The organism is Pseudomonas fragi (genome assembly GCF_002269505.1).
GTDB lineage: Bacteria > Pseudomonadota > Gammaproteobacteria > Pseudomonadales > Pseudomonadaceae > Aquipseudomonas > Aquipseudomonas fragi_D.
Window position 1 is genome coordinate 1 of record NZ_NQKQ01000021.1, and the last position, 18,139, is coordinate 18,139.

Here is an 18,139-nt window from a genome sequence, read left to right on the forward strand (position 1 = left end):
GGCGCAGCGGACGGGACTCGAACCCGCGACCCCCGGCGTGACAGGCCGGTATTCTAACCGACTGAACTACCGCTGCGTATCGCTCGGACTTGCGTCCGTTTGAAACTTTTAAAACCTGTGATTGAAGAGCTTCGGTGCTTTTCAATCGCAAACCAGGCGAGCCTGATTTGTTCAGAATATGGCGCAGCGGACGGGACTCGAACCCGCGACCCCCGGCGTGACAGGCCGGTATTCTAACCGACTGAACTACCGCTGCGCGTAACATTGAAAGTAAGTGGTGGGTGATGACGGGATCGAACCGCCGACCCTCTGCTTGTAAGGCAGATGCTCTCCCAGCTGAGCTAATCACCCTTTTACTTCACTTTCGTTGCGGGGCGCATTCTCTCACACTATTTGTGTAAGTGGTTGTTTTTATTTAAGTTTTTTCAAACCTGATAAAAACATCCGTTTCCAGCGCCCTGCATCTTTGATTTCGCAGCGAACTGCCAAACCGAAGCCTTTCGGTCAAACCAGCATTTAGCAGGCTTATACCAACCACAAGCGTTCAATGGGCTTATGGTATTAAAAATGGCGCAGCGGACGGGACTCGAACCCGCGACCCCCGGCGTGACAGGCCGGTATTCTAACCGACTGAACTACCGCTGCGCGTAACACTGTGAGCGAATGGTGGGTGATGACGGGATCGAACCGCCGACCCTCTGCTTGTAAGGCAGATGCTCTCCCAGCTGAGCTAATCACCCTTTCACTCTCGGTGTGGCGCGCATTCTACGTAGCGACCTAAAGTCTGGCAAGCACTTTTTAAAATAATTTTTCTAACGATGACAAAGGCTTAGCGCAGGGTTGGCCTATTAAGGTTATCAGGCGAATAATGCGTCTTTGTATATAGGAGTGATTCACCCCATGTGGTTCAAAAACCTGCTTATCTATCGCCTGACCCAAGATCTGCCTTTTGATGCACAGGTGCTGGAAACTGCACTGGCCACCAAACTGGCCCGCCCGTGTTCAAGCCAGGAAGTAGCCACCTACGGTTTCGTTGCCCCGTTCGGCAAAGGCGAAGACGCACCGCTGGTTCACGTCAGCCAGGACTTCCTACTGATTGCCGCCCGCAAGGAAGAACGCATCCTGCCAAGCAGCGTTGTGCGTGACGCATTGAAGGAGAAGGTCGAAGAGATCGAAGCCGAGCAAATGCGCAAGGTCTACAAGAAGGAGCGCGATCAGCTCAAGGATGAAATCATCCAGGCCTTCCTGCCGCGGGCCTTTATCCGCCGCTCGGCGACCTTTGCCGCCATCGCGCCAAAACAGGGCCTGATCCTGGTTAACGCCTCCAGCCCGAAACGCGCCGAAGACTTGCTGTCCACCCTGCGCGAAGTGATCGGCTCGCTGCCGGTTCGCCCATTGGCCGTCAAGATTGCGCCAAGCGCAGTGATGACCGAATGGGTCAAGACCCAGAAAGCCGCCGACAACTTCTTCGTCCTCGACGAATGCGAGCTGCGCGACACCCACGAAGACGGCGGCATTATTCGCTGCAAGCGTCAAGACCTGACCAGCGACGAAATCCAGCTGCACCTGAGCACTGGCAAAGTCGTGACCCAGCTGTCGCTGGCCTGGCAGGACAAACTGTCGTTCGTGCTGGACGACAAACTGGTGGTCAAGCGCCTGAAGTTTGAAGACCTGCTGCAAGACCAGGCGGAACAGGACGGCGGAGACGACGATCTGGGCCAGCAGGATGCCAGCTTCACCCTGATGATGCTGACCTTCGGCGAGTTCTTGCCGCAGCTGTTTGAAGCGCTAGGCGGCGAAGAGATTCCGCAAGGCATCTAAACGCCCGCTGCAATCTTTTTTTGTGGGAGCGAGCCTGCTCGCGAAGGTAGCGCCACGGCGCTCACGAGATCTTCGCGAGCAGGCTCGCTCCCACAATCATATCCACCAGAATAACCACAATAAGGACCACCATGCGCGCACTCGCTGCTTTAAGCCGCTTTGTCGGTAATACCTTTGCCTACTGGGTGCTGATTTTCGCCGTGCTGGCGTTTCTGGAGCCCGGCTGGTTTGTCGGCCTCAAAGGCTACATCGTGCCGCTGCTGGGCGTGGTGATGTTCGGCATGGGCCTGACCCTCAAACTCGATGACTTCGCCGAAGTCGCACGCCATCCGTGGCGCGTGGCACTGGGCGTGGTTGCTCATTTCGTAATCATGCCCGGCGTGGCGTGGTTGCTCTGCCAGGTGTTCCACCTGCCGCCCGAAATCGCCGTGGGCGTGATCCTGGTCGGCTGCTGCCCAAGTGGCACCTCGTCCAATGTCATGACCTGGCTGGCTCGCGGTGATCTGGCGCTGTCGGTGGCCATTGCCGCCGTGACCACCCTCCTCGCCCCCTTGCTGACCCCGGCCCTGATCTGGTTGCTCGCCTCGGCCTGGCTACCGGTTTCGTTTATGGAACTGTTCTGGTCGATCCTGCAGGTTGTGTTGCTACCCATTGTGCTAGGCGTACTGGCCCAGCGCCTGCTTGGCGCACGGGTGCGCTTTGCCGTCGATGTGCTGCCGTTGGTGTCGGTGGTCAGCATCGTGATTATCGTCGCCGCCGTGGTGGCGGCCAGCCAGGCGCAAATCGCCAAATCCGGTCTGCTGATCATGGCCGTGGTAATACTGCACAACAGCTTCGGCTATTTGCTCGGCTACTTTACCGGTCGTCTGTTCAAGCTGCCGCTGGCCCAGCGTAAATCCCTGGCCCTGGAAGTCGGCATGCAGAATTCGGGGCTGGGCGCAGCACTGGCCAGCGCACACTTCTCGCCGCTGGCAGCCGTACCCAGTGCACTCTTCAGCGTCTGGCACAATATTTCGGGGGCTCTGCTGTCGACGTATTTCCGGCGCATGAGCGAAAAAGAAGATCGTCTGGCAGCAGCCAAGGCGGCAACTGAGTGAAATTTCGGGGTTGCCTGTCGGAATAATCATGTGCAATATACTGCGCACTGCGAGGACGACCTCGCGACTCATCGAGTGATTATTCCGGGGACGACCCCATCAGTTGATGGAGATGAAGATGTCCTGGATCATTCTGTTTTTCGCTGGCCTGTTTGAAGTTGGCTGGGCTGTTGGCCTGAAATACACCGACGGCTTCAGCCGCCCGCTGCCGACGGCCCTGACCGTTGGCGCCATGGTCATCAGCCTCGGCTTGCTCGGCCTGGCCATGAAAGAACTGCCGCTGGGCACTGCCTACGCAATCTGGACGGGTGTTGGCGCGGTGGGCACGGTCATCGCCGGGATCATTCTGTTTGGTGAATCCATGGCACTGTTCCGCCTGGCCAGCGTTGCACTGATCATTGCCGGCCTGGTGGGCCTGAAGATCAGCGCTTAACGCAATAAAACTGTGGGAGCGGGCTTGCTCGCGATTGGGCCGACCGGGTATTCGAGTCCCCCTTCGCGAGCAAGCCCGCTCCCACTTTGCCTTTGATTTACTGCACAGCCCCGCGCAATTCCATCACCCGCTCACGCAGCAGCTCTTGCGTAGCCTCATCAGCCGCTATCGGCGCTCCAGCAACCAGCGTTACCCGTGACCACAAGCGACGCAAAAAACCCTTGTTTGGATCACGACTGAAAAAACTGCCCCACAACCCCTGCAACGCCATCGGAATCACCGGCACTGGCGTGCGCTCCAGTATCCGGGTAACCCCCGCCTTGAACTCGTCAATCTGCCCGTCCGTGGTGAGCTTACCCTCGGGGAAAATGCACACCAATTCGCCATCATCCAAATACCGGGCAATCCTGTCGAATGCCTGCTCATAGATCGCTTCGTCTTCAGCACGTCCTGCAATAGGAATCGTGCCCGCAGTGCGAAAGATAAAGTTGAGCACCGGCAAGTTGTAGATTTTGTAATACATCACAAACCGAACCGGACGACGCACCGCGCCGCCTATCAGCAAGGCATCCACAAATGACACATGGTTGCACACCAACAACGCCGCCCCTTCATCGGGGATCAGCTCCAGGTGCTTGTGCTGCACGCGGTACATGGAATGGCTGAGCAGCCAGATCATAAAGCGCATGCTGAATTCAGGCACGATTTTAAAGATGTAGGTGTTGACCGCGATATTCATCAACGACACCACCAGAAACAACTCGGGAATCGTCACCTTGGCAACGCTGAGCAGCAGGATGGTGACGAGCGCCGATACCACCATAAACAGCGCATTAAGGATGTTGTTGGCGGCAATGACCCTTGCACGCTCGCTCTCTGCAGTACGCGACTGAATCAGTGCGTACAGCGGCACTATATAAAAGCCGCCAAACACGCCCAGGCCAAGAATATCGAACAGCACCCACCAGGCCTGACTGAACCCCAGCACGCCCAGCCAGTCATGGGTCTGGAGGGTGTGCGGCATCTGCCCCGAATGCCACCACAGCAACAGGCCAAAAACTGTCAGGCCAAACGAGCCAAACGGAACCAGACCGATTTCCACCTTACGCCCCGACAGCTTCTCGCACAGCAGCGACCCCAGTGCGATGCCCACTGAGAACACGGTGAGAATCAATGTCACCACGGTCTCGTCGCCATACAGCCAGTCTTTGGCATAGGCCGGGATCTGCGTCAGGTAAATCGCACCGACAAACCAGAACCACGAGTTACCGACTACGGAACGGGACACCGCAGGTGTCTGATTAAGCCCCATGCGTAAGGTGGCCCAGGATTCGCTGAAAATATTCCAGTTCAGCCGCAGCTGTGGCGTATCGGCCGGCGCAGGCGGAATGGCACGGCTGGCCAGGTATCCCAGCACGGCGACCGCGATAATCACCACCGAGACAATAACCGAGTAATTGCCGGACGAGAGCATGATCCCGGCGCCAATGGTGCCCGCCAGAATCGCCAGAAACGTGCCCATCTCCACCAGACCATTGCCACCGACCAGCTCTTCTGGCCGCAAGGTTTGCGGCAGGATCGAGTATTTCACCGGCCCGAACAGTGCCGAATGGGTGCCCATCGCAAACAGCGCCACCAGCATCAACGCCAGATGATCAAAGGCAAAGCCAATGGCTGCGACCACCATGATCGCGATTTCGCCCAGCTTGATCAGGCGAATCAAACGGTCCTTGTCGTACTTTTCGCCGAACTGACCGGCCAGAGCCGAAAACAAAAAGAAAGGCACGATAAACAGCAACGCACACAGGTTGACCCAAATCCCCCGGTCACCCTCGATATTCAGCTTATAAAGGATGGCCAGAATCAGCGATTGCTTGAACAGGTTGTCATTGAGCGCGCCCAGGGCCTGGGTCACGAAAAAAGGCAGGAAACGGCGCTTGCCGAGCAAGCTGAACTGCGAGGGGTGACTCATCATCCATGTACTCACGTTGCGCTGATGGGCTTTCTCTTTGGAGGGCCGTTGTATCACTCAGGGCACAACCTTGCTCGGGTTCTGTGTGTGAGCGCACAGAACCCGAGCCAATAACTTACTTCTTCAACCCGGCAATACAAGGCGATACAAACAGCTCGCCGCGATAGGCCCCTTGCACGGTGCGGGTGCCCACCAGCAGCCACATCATCGCCAGCGCCAGTACCAGTACACAACCGGCCACATCAAAGAAGCTGAGGTGCAGCATGCTGCCCAGGCGCAAGGTTGCCAGCGAATACACGCCCAGCGGGAAGGTGAAGCCCCACCAGCCGAGGTTGAACGGAATGCCCGAGCGGAAATAGCGAATGGTGATCAGCGCCGCCATCACAATCCACCACAAACCAACACCCCACAAGATAACCCCAGAGATCAGCCCCAGACCCTCAACGATCTCACCGATTCGTGCCAGGCCATTGGCCGCAAAGATCGCCGGAGCATCGGCGCCCAGCAACAGCAGACCCAGGGCACCGGTGCCGATAGGGCCCAACGCCAGCCAGCTGGAGGCTGCCATGCTCTCGTGGGGCAGTTTGTGCAGTGCCATGCGCAAAATCAGAATGGTCAGGATGCTGAAGGCCACCGGCACCGAAAACGCCCACAGTACATAGCTGGTAATCAACACATGGAACTGCATGACGGTATCGCTCAGATACGGTGCCAATAGACCGCCACTGGCTGCCGCGACCTCAGCCGCCACCACCGGCAGCAGCCAGACAGCCGTCATCTGGTCAATACTGTGGTCCTGACGGGTAAACATCAGGTAGGGGATCAGCACGCCGCAGCCCAGCGCCATGGCCACATCGATCCACCACAGCACCTCGGCCACCTGCACCATGCCTTCGCCCCAGCGCGGCACGCCAAACACCAGAAAACCGTTAATGATGGTGGCCAGGCCCATAGGGATGGTGCCAAAGAACATCGACACGGTGGAGTGCCCGAAAATGCGCCGTGCCTCATCGAAATACAGCACCCAGCGCGCGCCATAGAGCACGCTGAACAGAATGAACAAACCGATATTGAACAGCCACAGCCCCTCGGCAAAGGCATGCACACCCGGGATATGCACCGGCAATTGAGCCAGGGCCAAGGCCAGCACACCTGTACCCATGGTCGCGGCAAACCAGTTCGGGGTGAACTGGCGGATCACTTCACGGGGGTGCTGCAAGTGGCTAAAAGGCCGAAAACCGGCTTTGGCATTAGTTGGGCAAGTCATGGGTTCCTCCTGTTCCTCATATGAGGTGCAAATAGAGTAGAACCAAATCGCATATCTATATAACGGGTAATTTCTCTAACTGTTATCTACTACACCTATATAAGATCATATCCACCGACTTCAAACCCTGCGACACCAGGCCGCGCTCAGACCATGGTCGACACTGACGTGTTTCGAACATCATGCGAGACTAGCTGCCCCAAGCGGGATTGCTTGCGGCCTTATACCTTCAGGAGTGTCCATGTCGTTGTCCAGCGGGCTGATTGCCGCCGTTGCCCTGGCCTATATGGCCATTATGTTCGCCATTGCCTTTTATGGTGACCGGCGCAGCAAACCGCTGCCGCCGCGGGTTCGCGCATGGGTCTATAGCCTGTCGCTGGCGGTGTACTGCACCAGCTGGACCTTCTTCGGCGCCGTTGGTCAGGCCGCCGAACAACTCTGGGCATTCCTGCCGATTTACCTGGGCCCGGTGCTGCTGCTGGTATGTGCTCCCTGGGTGCTGCAAAAGATGGTGATGATCAGCAAACAGGAGAACATCACTTCGATTGCCGACTTTATCGCCGCCCGCTACGGCAAGTCCCAGTCACTGGCCATTGTCGTGGCGCTGATCTGCCTGGTGGGCGTACTGCCTTATATTGCATTGCAGCTCAAGGGAATCGTGCTGGGGGTAAACCTGCTGATCGGGGCCGGGGCCGACGCAACCGGCTCGCGGGTCGAGGACACCGCGCTGATTGTGACGCTGGTACTGGCACTGTTTACCATCCTGTTCGGTACCCGCAACCTCGACGCCACCGAACACCACCGGGGCATGGTGCTGGCCATTGCCTTTGAGTCGCTGGTCAAGCTCTTCGCCTTCCTCGCGGTGGGCGCCTTTGTGACCTTTGGCCTGTATGACGGTTTCGACGATCTGTTCAATCAGGCCATGCTCGCACCGCGGCTTGAGGAGTACTGGAAAGAAACCGTCAATTGGCCATCGATGATCGTGCAGACCGGTGTGGCGATGATGGCAATCATCTGCCTGCCCCGTCAGTTCCACGTCACGGTGGTCGAAAACATCGACCCCCAGGACCTGCAACTGGCCAAATGGGTGTTCCCGGCCTATCTGATACTGGCCGGGCTGTTTGTGGTGCCGATTGCACTGGCTGGGCAAATGTTGCTGCCAAGCTCGGTACTGCCTGACTCCTTCGTGATCAGCCTGCCACTGGCCCAGGCCCATCCGGCCCTGGCCTTGCTGGCCTTTATCGGCGGCGCGTCGGCAGCCACCGGCATGGTGATCGTGGCCAGCGTGGCACTGTCGACCATGGTCTCCAACGACATGCTGCTGCCGTGGCTGCTGCGCCACAAAAACGCCGAGCGCCCGTTCGAGGTGTTCCGTCACTGGATGCTTTCGGTGCGGCGCGTGTCGATTGTGGTGATTCTGCTGCTGGCTTATGTCAGCTACCGTCTGCTGGGCTCGACCGCCAGCCTGGCCACCATTGGCCAGATTGCCTTCGCTGCCGTCACCCAACTTGCGCCAGCCATGCTCGGTGCCCTGTACTGGAAACAGGCCAACCGCCGAGGGGTTTTTGCCGGATTGGCGACGGGCACCTTTATCTGGTTTTACACCCTGGTACTGCCGATCATCGCCCACAGCTTTGGCTGGCACTTGAGCCACTTCCCGGGGCTGGCATGGCTGCACAGCAACCCGCTGGGCCTGTCGATCACCCCGCTGACCCAAGGCGTGGTGCTATCTCTGGCAGGCAACTTCACCCTGTTTGCCTGGGTCTCGGTGCTGTCGCGCACCCGCGTATCAGAACACTGGCAGGCCGGGCGCTTTATCGGCCAGGAGTTGAGCAGCCACCCCAGCGGCCGTTCGATGCTGTCGGTACAGATCAATGACCTACTGGCCCTCGCCGCACGCTTCGTCGGCGAAGAACGCGCCCACCAGAGCTTTATTCGCTTCGCCTACCGTCAAGGCAAGGGCTTTAACCCCAACCAGAACGCCAATGGCGAATGGATCGCCCACACCGAACGGCTACTGGCCGGCGTGCTCGGCGCATCCTCTACCCGCGCCGTAGTTAAAGCAGCTATTGAAGGCCGGGAAATGCAGTTGGAAGACGTGGTACGCATCGCCGATGAGGCGTCGGAAGTACTGCAGTTCAATCGCGCCTTGCTCCAGGGCGCGATTGAGAACATCACCCAGGGCATCAGCGTGGTCGACCAGTCGCTCAAGCTGGTGGCCTGGAACCGCCGTTACCTTGAGCTGTTCGACTACCCCGACGGGCTGATCAGCGTCGGCCGGCCGATTGCCGACATCATCCGCCACAATGCCGAGCGCGGCCTGTGCGGCCCCGGTGAGGCCGAAGTGCATGTGGCCAGACGCCTGCACTGGATGCGTCAGGGCCGGGCGCATACCTCAGAGCGACTGTTCCCCAATGGCCGCGTGATCGAACTGATCGGCAATCCAATGCCGGGTGGCGGTTTCGTCATGAGTTTCACCGACATCACCGCGTTCCGTGAAGCCGAACAGGCCCTCACCGAGGCCAATGAAGGCCTGGAGCAGAGGGTTGCCGAGCGTACCCATGAACTGTCGCAACTGAACCAGGCGCTGACCGAAGCCAAAGGCGTGGCAGAAACGGCCAGTCAGTCGAAAACCCGCTTCCTGGCAGCAGTAAGCCATGACCTGATGCAGCCAATGAACGCGGCACGCCTGTTCTCGTCCGCCCTCTCCCACCAGGAAGAAGGCCTGAGCGCCGAAGCCCAGAAGCTGGTGCAGCATCTGGACAGCTCCCTGCGCTCTGCTGAAGACCTGATCAGCGACCTGCTGGATATATCCCGCCTGGAAAACGGCAAGATCACTCCCGACATCAAGCCTTTTGCCATTAATGACCTGTTCGAAACCCTGGGCAATGAATTCACGGCCCAAGCCCAGGAACAGGGCTTGAACTTCAGGGTTCGCGGCAGCCGTGTGCGGGTCAACAGTGATATCAAGTTGCTGCGCCGGATTTTGCAAAACTTTCTCACCAATGCCTTTCGCTACGCCAAAGGCCCGGTATTGCTGGGCGTGCGCCGACGCGGCGGTGAACTGTGCCTTGAGGTGTGGGACCGAGGGCCGGGCATTCCGGAAGACAAGCTGCAGGTGATTTTTGAAGAGTTCAAGCGCCTCGACAGCCACCAGACCCGCGCCGAGAAAGGCCTGGGCCTGGGCCTGGCGATAGCCGACGGCTTGTGCCATGTGTTGGGTCACACCCTGCAAGTGCGTTCATGGCAGGGCTTTGGCAGCGTGTTCAGTGTGCGTGTGCCAATGGCCAAGAGCCAGGCCGCACCGCAGCCTGTGGTTGTTGAACAGAATGGTCAGCCCCTGACAGGCGCCAGGGTGCTGTGCATCGATAACGAAGACAGCATTCTGATCGGCATGCAAAGCCTGCTGACGCGCTGGGGCTGTCAGGTGTGGACAGCGCGCAACCGCGAAGAATGCGCGGCATTGCTCAATGAAGGCGTGCGACCGCAGCTGGTACTGGTTGACTACCATCTGGACGATGGCGAAGTGGGGACAGAATTGATGGGCTGGCTGCGCGCACAACTGGGTGAACCGGTGCCGGGCGTGGTGATCAGCGCCGATGGTCGCCCGGAGATGATTGCCCAGGTGCATGCAGCAGGCCTCGAGTACCTGCCCAAGCCGGTCAAGCCTGCGGTTTTGCGAGCGCTGCTGAGCAGGCATGTGCCGCTTTGATTCAAAATGCTGTAAATGCTGGCGCAGGCTGCGATTGGGTCTGCGGGAATTTCGAGAAAACGGGTTGCGGAGCAACCCTTCGCAGCCTGCGGCAGCGACTACGGACGTCAGGCGTTATTCCGCCGGGTGGGCCACACCCTCTTCGTCGGTCATGGCCCGCTCCAGCAGGTCGGCCGGCAGGCTCTTGCTGGCCCGCGCGCCCAGCAGCTTGAGCTGCTCGCTGCGGCTGACAAGGTTGCCTCGTCCTTCTGTCAGTTTGTTACGCGCCGAACTGTAGGCTTTATCCAGTTGCTGAAGGCGGTTGCCCACTTCATCCAGATCCTGAATAAACAGCACGAACTTGTCGTAGAGCCAACCCGCGCGCTCGGCAATTTCACGGGCATTCTGACCTTGGCGCTCCTGCTTCCACAGGCTGTCAATTACCCGCAAGGTGGCCAGCAACGTGGTCGGGCTGACAATCACGATATGGCGATCGAATGCCTCCTGAAACAGGTTTGGCTCGGCTTGCAACGCTGCCGAAAAAGCCGCCTCGATCGGCACGAACAGCAATACGAAATCCAGGCTGTGCAAGCCTTCCAGGCGCTTGTAGTCCTTGCTCGCCAGACCCTTCACATGATTACGCAGCGACAGTACGTGCTGCTTGAGCGCCGCTTGCCCGATCACGTCGTCATCGGCACCCACATATTGCTGGTAGGCCGTCAGGCTGACTTTAGAGTCGACCACCACCTGCTTGTCGCCCGGCAACATGATCAACACGTCCGGCTGGAAGCGCTCGCCGTCAGGGCCCTTGAGGCTGACCTGAGTCTGGTACTCGCGGCCTTTCTCTAGCCCCGCATGCTCAAGCACCCGCTCCAGAATCAGCTCTCCCCAGTTGCCCTGGGTCTTCTGCCCTTTCAAGGCACGGGTCAGGTTGGTGGCCTCATCGCTCAGGCGCAAGTTCAACTGCTGCAAGCGCTCCAGCTCTTTGCCAAGGGAGAAGCGCTCCCGCGATTCCTGCTGATAGCTTTCTTCGACGCGCTTCTCAAACGATTGAATGCGCTCTTTGAGCGGGTCAAGCAACTGGCCTAGACGCTCATTGCTGGTTTCGGCGAAACGCTGCTCGCGCTCATCGAAAATCTTCCCCGCCAGCTCGGCAAACTGCGCCCGCAGTTCGTCGCGTGAGCCTTGCAGGTCATTCAGACGCTGCTGGTGACTGTCCTGCTGCTCGCGCAGCTCGGCAGACAAGGCCGAGGCATGGGCATCCAGACGGCGCAGCTCGACTTCTTTCTGATTGCGTTCCAGGTTCCAGGCGTGGGCGGCATCGCGCCCGTTGTCGCGCTCAACCTGCAACAACTCGACCTCACGACTCAGCGCAGCCAGCTCTGCTTGCTTGGCCGCATTGGCCTGGCCCAGGTCACTGACCTCATCGCGACAGGCGTCCAGCTGGGCACTCAGGCCTTCCTGGGCCAACTGCGCCGTACTCAGGCGCTCGTTGAGCAGTGCACGTTCAGCGGGCTGGCCGGCGAGCTTGCGTTGCAACTGCCAGATTAACGCCAGCAACGGCACACACGCTGCTGCCAGGCCAAGCAACAGGCTGCTCAGATCCAGGGCCATAACCCCTCCGCACGAGGTAAAAGAACAAGATTAACCAACAGTCAGCGCCGAAGACAGTTCAGTCTTCGGTCTTGTTCAGTTCCTGCTGTGCCAGACGGTCACCGGCGCGAGCGGCCTGGCGCAACAGTTCGTGGCCGATACGCTGATCGCGGGCGCTGCCACATTCACGACACATCAACTGGCCCAAACGGCTTTGGGCCAGCACCACACCCTGGCGGGCGGGTTGCTTGAGCAAATGCCCGGCCACATGCTTGACGCTGGGGCTGGCGCTCAGGCGCGGGTTATCCAGCAGCCAGATAGCCACCCGCAAAGAAAAGCGCTTGGGTGCTTCAGTGGGTGTGTTGGAACGAGTAACAGAGGAAGTAGCTGTGCGGAACTTCATACGACACTGTAGGGCAGAACAGAAGGCGCGCCACTCTACTCCTTTTTTCGTCTGGGTAAAGTCGAAAAAAGTCGATACCCTTGATCTAGAGCAAGCGCTTGGGACAATCCACAGATCCTGTGGATAAGTCAGTGGACAACCCCGCTTTAACCCCCGCAAAGGCCCACCCTGCGCGGCCTCAGGTCAAACTGTCGATTTTTTCACCAATTAAAAAAAACGATGTTTTTCATTGACTTAAATTTACAGCACAGGCTAGGAAGACTCAAACACGGGTATCTGCGCCGATTTTGGCTACAGCACTGTAAATGTGCACAAGTTCACATTCAGAGCAGCGGGCCGGGCCTTTAACGCGCAAATCTTGTAGGCAAGCGCACCGCTACAGCGCGCTGTTCAAGGGCTTTTTTACCGACCGGATGCACGTGCGAGCAGACTGGCGAAATGCCAAAAATGGTCTAGGCAGCCAGCCCCGCCAGCCACGTTCATGGCGAGGCTACATAAAGTATTTTTGCTAGCACACTTGCGTTTAAAAATTCAACCCGTTAGTATCCGCAGCGTTAGTACCAAGCTGAAAGTCAATTCGGGCCGAACAAATCCCTCCAGCACTTCGCTAAAAGCGCAAGCAAGCTGAATAAACGGGATCGTCCCCCTCGATGGTTTCCAGGTAAATCTTGCGACGATACGGCCTTTGCACAAACGCACAGGGTATCGCGAAGCTCTCTTACTCTGACCGAACCAACCTGCAAATTGATCAGGATCTTCACCCGGAGCACGGAACCTTAGCTCCTGTTGTGACTGCCTGCCCTCCTAAGTACCTACCTGCCAGCCCAAGCGCCACATACTTAATGCGCTCCAACTGGCGGCTTTGTTCCAGTCAGGTTCTTCGTCCAGCCAAAGAATGGCTCGACGTCACTGGAACGTTTTAATGCAGCACGGATCGAATCCGTGTCTTTTGTAGGAACACCTAATAACTATGTCTACTCAAATCCATACTCAGGATGCCATTCGCACCCTAACCAACGCCTTTGCTCCAATGAACTGCCTGATTATGGCCGCTCGCAAAGGATGCTTCAGCTTCACTCTGGTCAACGAACACGGTATCGCTCGTCACAGCGAACGCCTGTACCCCGATCAATACTCCAGCGCAGAACCTCTGCAAGCTGTGATCGAGCGTACTCGTCAGGCCCTGATTGCCTGATAGCTTGAGCGCTGCACACCAAGCCCTGCCTGATTAGCAGGGCTTTTTATTGGCCGCAATTCAAGAAACATTCGGCATTGCTTAAGTACTTGCGGATATATAGCTAACAGTTCGATGCTTTAAATGATTTAAAAACAGACCTTTACAGCAAAGATATGACACTACACTTCAACTCAAGCGGCACCACCCGCTTCCAGCGAACCCTTTCGATCCATGCTGCCAAGCTCTGGGTATCGCTGGTCATTTTCAGGCCTCGAGGACTATATGGGTATCGCTGCCAGGGAGTTGAACCTTTACGTAATTCGGCCAACGCTTCTTTATCTGGGGCAAGACAACCCGGACGCAGAAGCTTTGTTGCTGGGTATTGCGGCCAGCCAGTCGAATTTGGGCTCTGCCCTGCACGATCGTCGCGGTCACGGCCTCTATTGCATACGCGAACCTCAACATGCCGCCCTGTGGGATCAATACCTGGCCCACGACCCGGATCTGGCGAGCCTGGTACGCGGGCTGGCCAGCCAGCATGCTTTCCTGTGCAGCCCTCATCTGGAACTAACGGTCAATTTGCGTTACGCCACAGCCATTGCCTGGTTATTGGTCGAGCAGCAAAAAATAGTCATTCCTGCAGCCGACGACCTGCTTGGCATGGCAAGAATCTGGCGCCAAGCCTTTGAACCACATGGGCGTTTACGTGATTTCGCCCATGCCTGGCGCACCTGCGTTTCACCCCTCAACCAAGTTGCTTGAAATTTCAAACAACTGTAATGATCTTCAAACAGCCTGAAATCCGGTCGGATTGTCCTACAAAACATCGCTATCTTCTGCGATTTAGCCTATAGCGCTTCAACAAAAATGTTGGTAGTTTTCGTCCGGTGATCATAAGGAGTTCTAATAATGAAAAAAGTAATGCTCAAGACCACACTTGGCCTCGCCGTCACTTTGGCTTCCAGCCAGATTTTCGCTAGCGGCTTCGCACTCAACGAACAAAGCGTAAGCGGTATGGGGACCGGTTTCGCGGGTCGTTCATCTTCTGCCGACGATGCCAGTACCGTTTTCGGTAACCCTGCCGGTATGTCCCGTCTCAGCGGCCAGCAAGTGACTGGCGGTATCGCCGTCATCGATGCTTCGACTGATATCAAGGACGCAAGCGGAAAATACCCTGGCACCAACAAAGGTGACATGGTTCCGTTCACTGGCGTTCCGATGGGCTTCTACACCAACAAGCTCAATGACCAATGGGCTGTAGGTTTTGGTGTTTACGCACCTTTCGGCCTGGTTACCGACTATGAAGGCGGCTTCCAGGGCCGTGCATTCGGCAAAAAAAGTGAAGTTAAGGTTGTCACCCTGCAACCGACCGTCAGCTACGCATTCAACGACAAGGTTTCGGTGGGCTTCGGTCCAACCTTCAACCGCATCAGCGGCACCCTGGAATCAGACCTGACCGTTCTGAACCCTGCTTATGGCGACACCAACGTAAAAGTAAAAGGTGACGATACCGCCCTGGGCTTCAACGCCGGTATTTTGGTACAAGCAACCGACACCACACGTCTTGGCCTTACCTACCACTCCAAGGTGAGCTACAAACTCGAAGGCCATACCAATGTGACCGCAGGGGCCAATACCCCTCCGCAATTGATGAGAAGCAACCGTTATGACGCATCGCTGAAAATCGATACGCCAGAGTCCTGGGACCTGTCCGTTACACAAGACCTGTCCGACGCCTGGAAACTCTACGCCGGTACCACCTGGACCCGCTGGAGCCGTTTGAAAGACATCACCATCAATAACGACGGTGTCAGCCAGGCTGCCTCCGGCGGCGTCGGCGCGCAACTGTTCGGCACCATCAAGGAAGAGCAAAACTGGCACGATACCTGGGCTTATGCCATTGGTACCTCTTACCAGTTGAACAAACAGTGGGTACTGCGTACTGGCCTGACCTGGGACCAGTCGCCTACCAACAACGAAAATCGCTCGCCACGTATTCCTACCGGCGACCGTACGATCTTCAGCCTGGGTGCCGGTTATGCCGTCAACGAGAACCTGACAATCGATGCTGCCTATTCCTATCTGAAGGAAGAGTCGGTCAAGGTTCACGACAAGAACCAGTTGAACGAATACAGCGCCAAGTACGAAAACAGTGCTAACGGTTTCGCTGTAGGTGCAACCTACAAGTTCTGATTCGCTGCGAGGCTGACCGCCTCGCCTGCTGAATCAAAAAAATCCCCGCTCTCGTTACCGAGGCGGGGATTTTTAATGGGCGCTTTTCAGGGTTTTGACGCGATGGCTCTGTCGATCGCCTCAAGCAAGTCCGGGCTATCAGGCTTGGTCAGGCTGGAAAAGTTGGCAATTACATTGCCCTGGCGATCCACCACATACTTGTAGAAGTTCCACTTCGGCGCACTGCTCTGCTCCGCCAGCACCTTGAACAGGTGTGCCGCGTCAGGGCCGCGTACATGCTGCGGGTCGATCATGGTGAAGGTCACGCCGTAATTGACGTAGCAGACCTTGGCCGTCTCCTCACCATCCTTGGCCTCTTGCTTGAAGTCGTCCGAAGGCACGCCAATCAACTCCAGCCCCTGAGCCTTGTAGCGCTGATTTAACGCCTCAAGCCCCTTGAACTGCGGGGCAAAGCCGCAAAAGCTCGCCGTGTTGACGATCAACAGCGGTTTACCGGCGAAGCGCTGGCACAGATCGATCGATTCCTTGGCCCGCAATTTGGGTAGCGAGCCCTCCAGCAAGGGCGGGCAATCCGCGGCCCACACCGAACCGACGCAGGCCAACAGCAGTACAGGCATCGCAATCCAGCGCTTAAGCATCATTGGTGTCCTTGAGAAAGAGGCAATCTCAGAACTTACTCATCCGCCGCCACACTAGCAAGCACCCAGACCCAACTGCATCAAGGCCAGCCCACCCTGATGCCAGCCCCACCAGGCCAGGGCCAGCAACAAGGCACCGACACTGATTGTTCCCAAACGGATCCAGGTTGAATTCACCCCAAACTCCCCTGCGCCTGTAAACGAGCCACCGGGCGCTCACGCACCGGCCAGTTCAAGGCTGCCGCCAACAGGCTCAATAGAATTGATACTTGCCAGATCAAATCGTAGCTACCGGTCTGATCATAGACCACGCCACCCAACCAACCGCCCAGGAATGCACCCAGTTGATGGAACAGGAACACAATCCCGCCCAACATCGACAGGTTACGCACGCCAAACATGGTCGCCACGGTGCCATTGGTCAGCGGCACCGTCGACAGCCACAAAAAGCCCATGGCCATACCGAACAGGTACGCGCTGAACTGCGTCACAGGTGCCCACAGGAACACCACGATAACCACCGCCCGCGCCAGGTATAACCCGGTCAGCAAGCGCGGCTTGGACATGCGCCCGCCCAGCCAGCCTGCGGTATAAGTACCGAAAATATTGAACAGGCCAATCAGTGCAAGCACCGTGGTACCCACCGTCGCGGGCAGGTGCTGGTCCACCAGGTACGCTGGCAGGTGAATACCGATAAAAACCACCTGAAAGCCGCAGACAAAAAAGCCAAACGCCAACAACCAGAAGCCCGAGTGCGAGCACGCCTCGTGCAGTGCTTGCTTGAGGGTCTGATCCGCGCCCAGGCTCGGCAACGGCCGATCCTTGAGCATACTGACCAATGGCACGATCAGCGCGACCAGCAACCCCAGCACCAGAAGCGCCGTCGACCAGCCGAGCCAGCCAATCAGGCCCAGCGTACCGGGCAGCATGGCAAATTGACCGAAGGAGCCGGCAGCGCTGGCGATCCCCATGCCCATGCTGCGTTTTTCCGCCGGCAGGGCACGGCCTACTACCCCCAGAATCACCGAAAACGACGTACCGGACAGGCCGATACCGATCAGCAGCCCTGCGCTCAATGACAGCGACAGGGGCGAGTCCGACAGACCCATCAGCAACAGTCCCACGGCATACAGCACGCCACCGACGATCACCACCTTCGCTGCGCCAAAGCGATCGGCCAAAGCCCCGGTAAAGGGCTGGGCCAGACCCCAGATCAGGTTTTGCAGGGCGATGGCAAATGCAAACACCTCACGCCCCCAGCCAAACTGCGCACTCATGGGCGGCAGAAACAGCCCGAAACCATGCCTGACACCCAACGACAGTGCCAAAATAAGCGCACTGCCAAGAAGGACCCAACCGCTGTTACGCCACACCGATGTCATTGTTGTTCTCCGGGAGCGGGTATATACCCATTTATAATCGCGCGACTGACCCTCAGTCAGTACCCGCCAACTCATCCAATAGTTGTAGCAATTGCGCAGGCTTGGCTTCACCCAAACGGTCCATCAAACGCTGCTGTGCCGCTTCCCAAGCCGGCAAGGCGGCCTTGAGGCACTCTTCACCGGCCTGCGTCAGGCACACCAGCCGATTACGCTGGTCCGCGCCCTCTGTCATCTTCACCAACCCGGCTCCTTCAAGCACCCGTACGTTACGCCCCAACGTACTGCGATCCAGGCCCATGGCCTCAGCCAGGCTGGAAATACTCGGTTGATCGAGCCGCTTGAGATTGCATAGCAAGGAATACTGGGCGACGTTGATCCCGAAGCCGTCGAGAGCGCCGTCGTAATGCCTGCTCACGCCACGTGCAGCACGTCGCAGATTGGTACATAAACACTGGGTTGGTAACATTTTGTA

15 protein-coding genes and 5 tRNA genes are annotated in these 18,139 nt (G+C 57.7%); 7 read left to right on the forward strand and 13 right to left on the reverse strand.

Features of this window, described 5'->3' with window-relative positions:
• Positions 1–2: 2 nt before the first annotated feature.
• The 5 genes from CJU81_RS17100 to CJU81_RS17120 all read right to left on the reverse strand — a co-directional run bounded on the left by CJU81_RS17100 (position 3) and on the right by CJU81_RS17120 (position 740).
• Positions 3–76 (reverse strand) — tRNA-Asp (locus CJU81_RS17100).
• Positions 77–179: 103 nt separating this feature from the next.
• Positions 180–256, reverse strand: a tRNA-Asp gene (locus CJU81_RS17105).
• Positions 257–275: 19 nt separating this feature from the next.
• A tRNA-Val gene (locus CJU81_RS17110) sits at positions 276–351 on the reverse strand.
• Between the two features lie 217 nt (positions 352–568).
• A tRNA-Asp gene (locus CJU81_RS17115) sits at positions 569–645 on the reverse strand.
• A 19-nt stretch (positions 646–664) separates the two neighbouring features.
• Positions 665–740 (reverse strand) — tRNA-Val (locus CJU81_RS17120).
• A gap of 160 nt (positions 741–900) precedes the next feature.
• Between CJU81_RS17120 and rdgC the strand changes: the two genes are divergently transcribed.
• From rdgC to sugE, 3 genes are all read left to right on the forward strand, one after another.
• Positions 901–1,821, forward strand: coding sequence for a recombination-associated protein RdgC (gene rdgC / locus CJU81_RS17125; protein ID WP_095037579.1), 921 nt, complete (start codon positions 901–903; stop codon positions 1,819–1,821).
• A gap of 131 nt (positions 1,822–1,952) precedes the next feature.
• A complete protein-coding gene (locus CJU81_RS17130) occupies positions 1,953–2,918 on the forward strand; it encodes a bile acid:sodium symporter family protein (RefSeq protein WP_016779889.1) in 966 nt (321 codons plus the stop codon).
• 118 nt (positions 2,919–3,036) lie between these two features.
• Positions 3,037–3,351 carry a quaternary ammonium compound efflux SMR transporter SugE gene (gene sugE / locus CJU81_RS17135; RefSeq protein WP_016779888.1) on the forward strand — a complete coding sequence of 105 codons (315 nt, stop codon included), beginning with the start codon at positions 3,037–3,039 and terminating at the stop codon, positions 3,349–3,351.
• A gap of 97 nt (positions 3,352–3,448) precedes the next feature.
• On the opposite strand, the gene CJU81_RS17140 is transcribed toward sugE, so the two are convergent.
• Both CJU81_RS17140 and CJU81_RS17145 read right to left on the reverse strand, forming a co-directional pair.
• Entirely contained in the window at positions 3,449–5,323 is a 1,875-nt protein-coding gene (locus tag CJU81_RS17140) for an MFS transporter (protein WP_095037639.1), read from the reverse strand.
• Between the two features lie 115 nt (positions 5,324–5,438).
• Complete coding sequence (locus CJU81_RS17145) at positions 5,439–6,590, reverse strand: TDT family transporter (protein ID WP_095037580.1); 1,152 nt, start codon at positions 6,588–6,590, stop codon at positions 5,439–5,441.
• 241 nt (positions 6,591–6,831) lie between these two features.
• Between CJU81_RS17145 and CJU81_RS17150 the strand changes: the two genes are divergently transcribed.
• A complete protein-coding gene (locus tag CJU81_RS17150) occupies positions 6,832–10,302 on the forward strand; it encodes a hybrid sensor histidine kinase/response regulator (protein ID WP_095037581.1) in 3,471 nt (1,156 codons plus the stop codon).
• A gap of 114 nt (positions 10,303–10,416) precedes the next feature.
• On the opposite strand, the gene rmuC is transcribed toward CJU81_RS17150, so the two are convergent.
• Entirely contained in the window at positions 10,417–11,781 is a 1,365-nt protein-coding gene (gene rmuC / locus CJU81_RS17155; RefSeq protein ID WP_176464707.1) for a DNA recombination protein RmuC, read from the reverse strand.
• 172 nt (positions 11,782–11,953) lie between these two features.
• Positions 11,954–12,277 carry a hypothetical protein gene (locus tag CJU81_RS17160; RefSeq protein ID WP_095030572.1) on the reverse strand — a complete coding sequence of 108 codons (324 nt, stop codon included), beginning with the start codon at positions 12,275–12,277 and terminating at the stop codon, positions 11,954–11,956.
• Positions 12,278–13,247: 970 nt separating this feature from the next.
• On the opposite strand from CJU81_RS17160, the gene CJU81_RS17165 reads away from it, so the two are divergent.
• The 3 genes from CJU81_RS17165 to CJU81_RS17175 all read left to right on the forward strand — a co-directional run bounded on the left by CJU81_RS17165 (position 13,248) and on the right by CJU81_RS17175 (position 15,647).
• Entirely contained in the window at positions 13,248–13,472 is a 225-nt protein-coding gene (locus CJU81_RS17165) for a hypothetical protein (protein ID WP_019407963.1), read from the forward strand.
• Between the two features lie 264 nt (positions 13,473–13,736).
• Positions 13,737–14,216, forward strand: a complete 480-nt coding sequence (locus CJU81_RS17170) for a hypothetical protein (protein WP_095037582.1) — start codon at positions 13,737–13,739, stop codon at positions 14,214–14,216.
• A 147-nt stretch (positions 14,217–14,363) separates the two neighbouring features.
• The gene (locus CJU81_RS17175; RefSeq protein WP_095037583.1) at positions 14,364–15,647 is read left to right on the forward strand and encodes an OmpP1/FadL family transporter; all 1,284 of its coding nucleotides are present in this window, start codon (positions 14,364–14,366) and stop codon (positions 15,645–15,647) included.
• Between the two features lie 86 nt (positions 15,648–15,733).
• Here CJU81_RS17175 and CJU81_RS17180 read toward each other — a convergent pair whose 3' ends face one another.
• From CJU81_RS17180 to CJU81_RS17190, 4 genes are read right to left on the reverse strand one after another with little or no spacing between them, the layout of a single operon-like run.
• The gene (locus CJU81_RS17180; protein WP_176464864.1) at positions 15,734–16,285 is read right to left on the reverse strand and encodes a glutathione peroxidase; all 552 of its coding nucleotides are present in this window, start codon (positions 16,283–16,285) and stop codon (positions 15,734–15,736) included.
• 54 nt (positions 16,286–16,339) lie between these two features.
• Positions 16,340–16,462 carry a hypothetical protein gene (locus tag CJU81_RS24280; protein WP_254924892.1) on the reverse strand — a complete coding sequence of 41 codons (123 nt, stop codon included), beginning with the start codon at positions 16,460–16,462 and terminating at the stop codon, positions 16,340–16,342.
• A complete protein-coding gene (locus tag CJU81_RS17185; protein WP_095037585.1) occupies positions 16,459–17,667 on the reverse strand; it encodes an MFS transporter in 1,209 nt (402 codons plus the stop codon). The genes CJU81_RS24280 and CJU81_RS17185 overlap by 4 nt, the downstream gene beginning before the upstream one ends.
• Positions 17,668–17,719: 52 nt before the next feature.
• Positions 17,720–18,133 (reverse strand): MarR family winged helix-turn-helix transcriptional regulator, encoded by a 414-nt coding sequence (locus CJU81_RS17190; RefSeq protein ID WP_095037586.1) that lies wholly within the window; start codon positions 18,131–18,133, stop codon positions 17,720–17,722.
• Positions 18,134–18,139 lie beyond the last annotated feature (6 nt).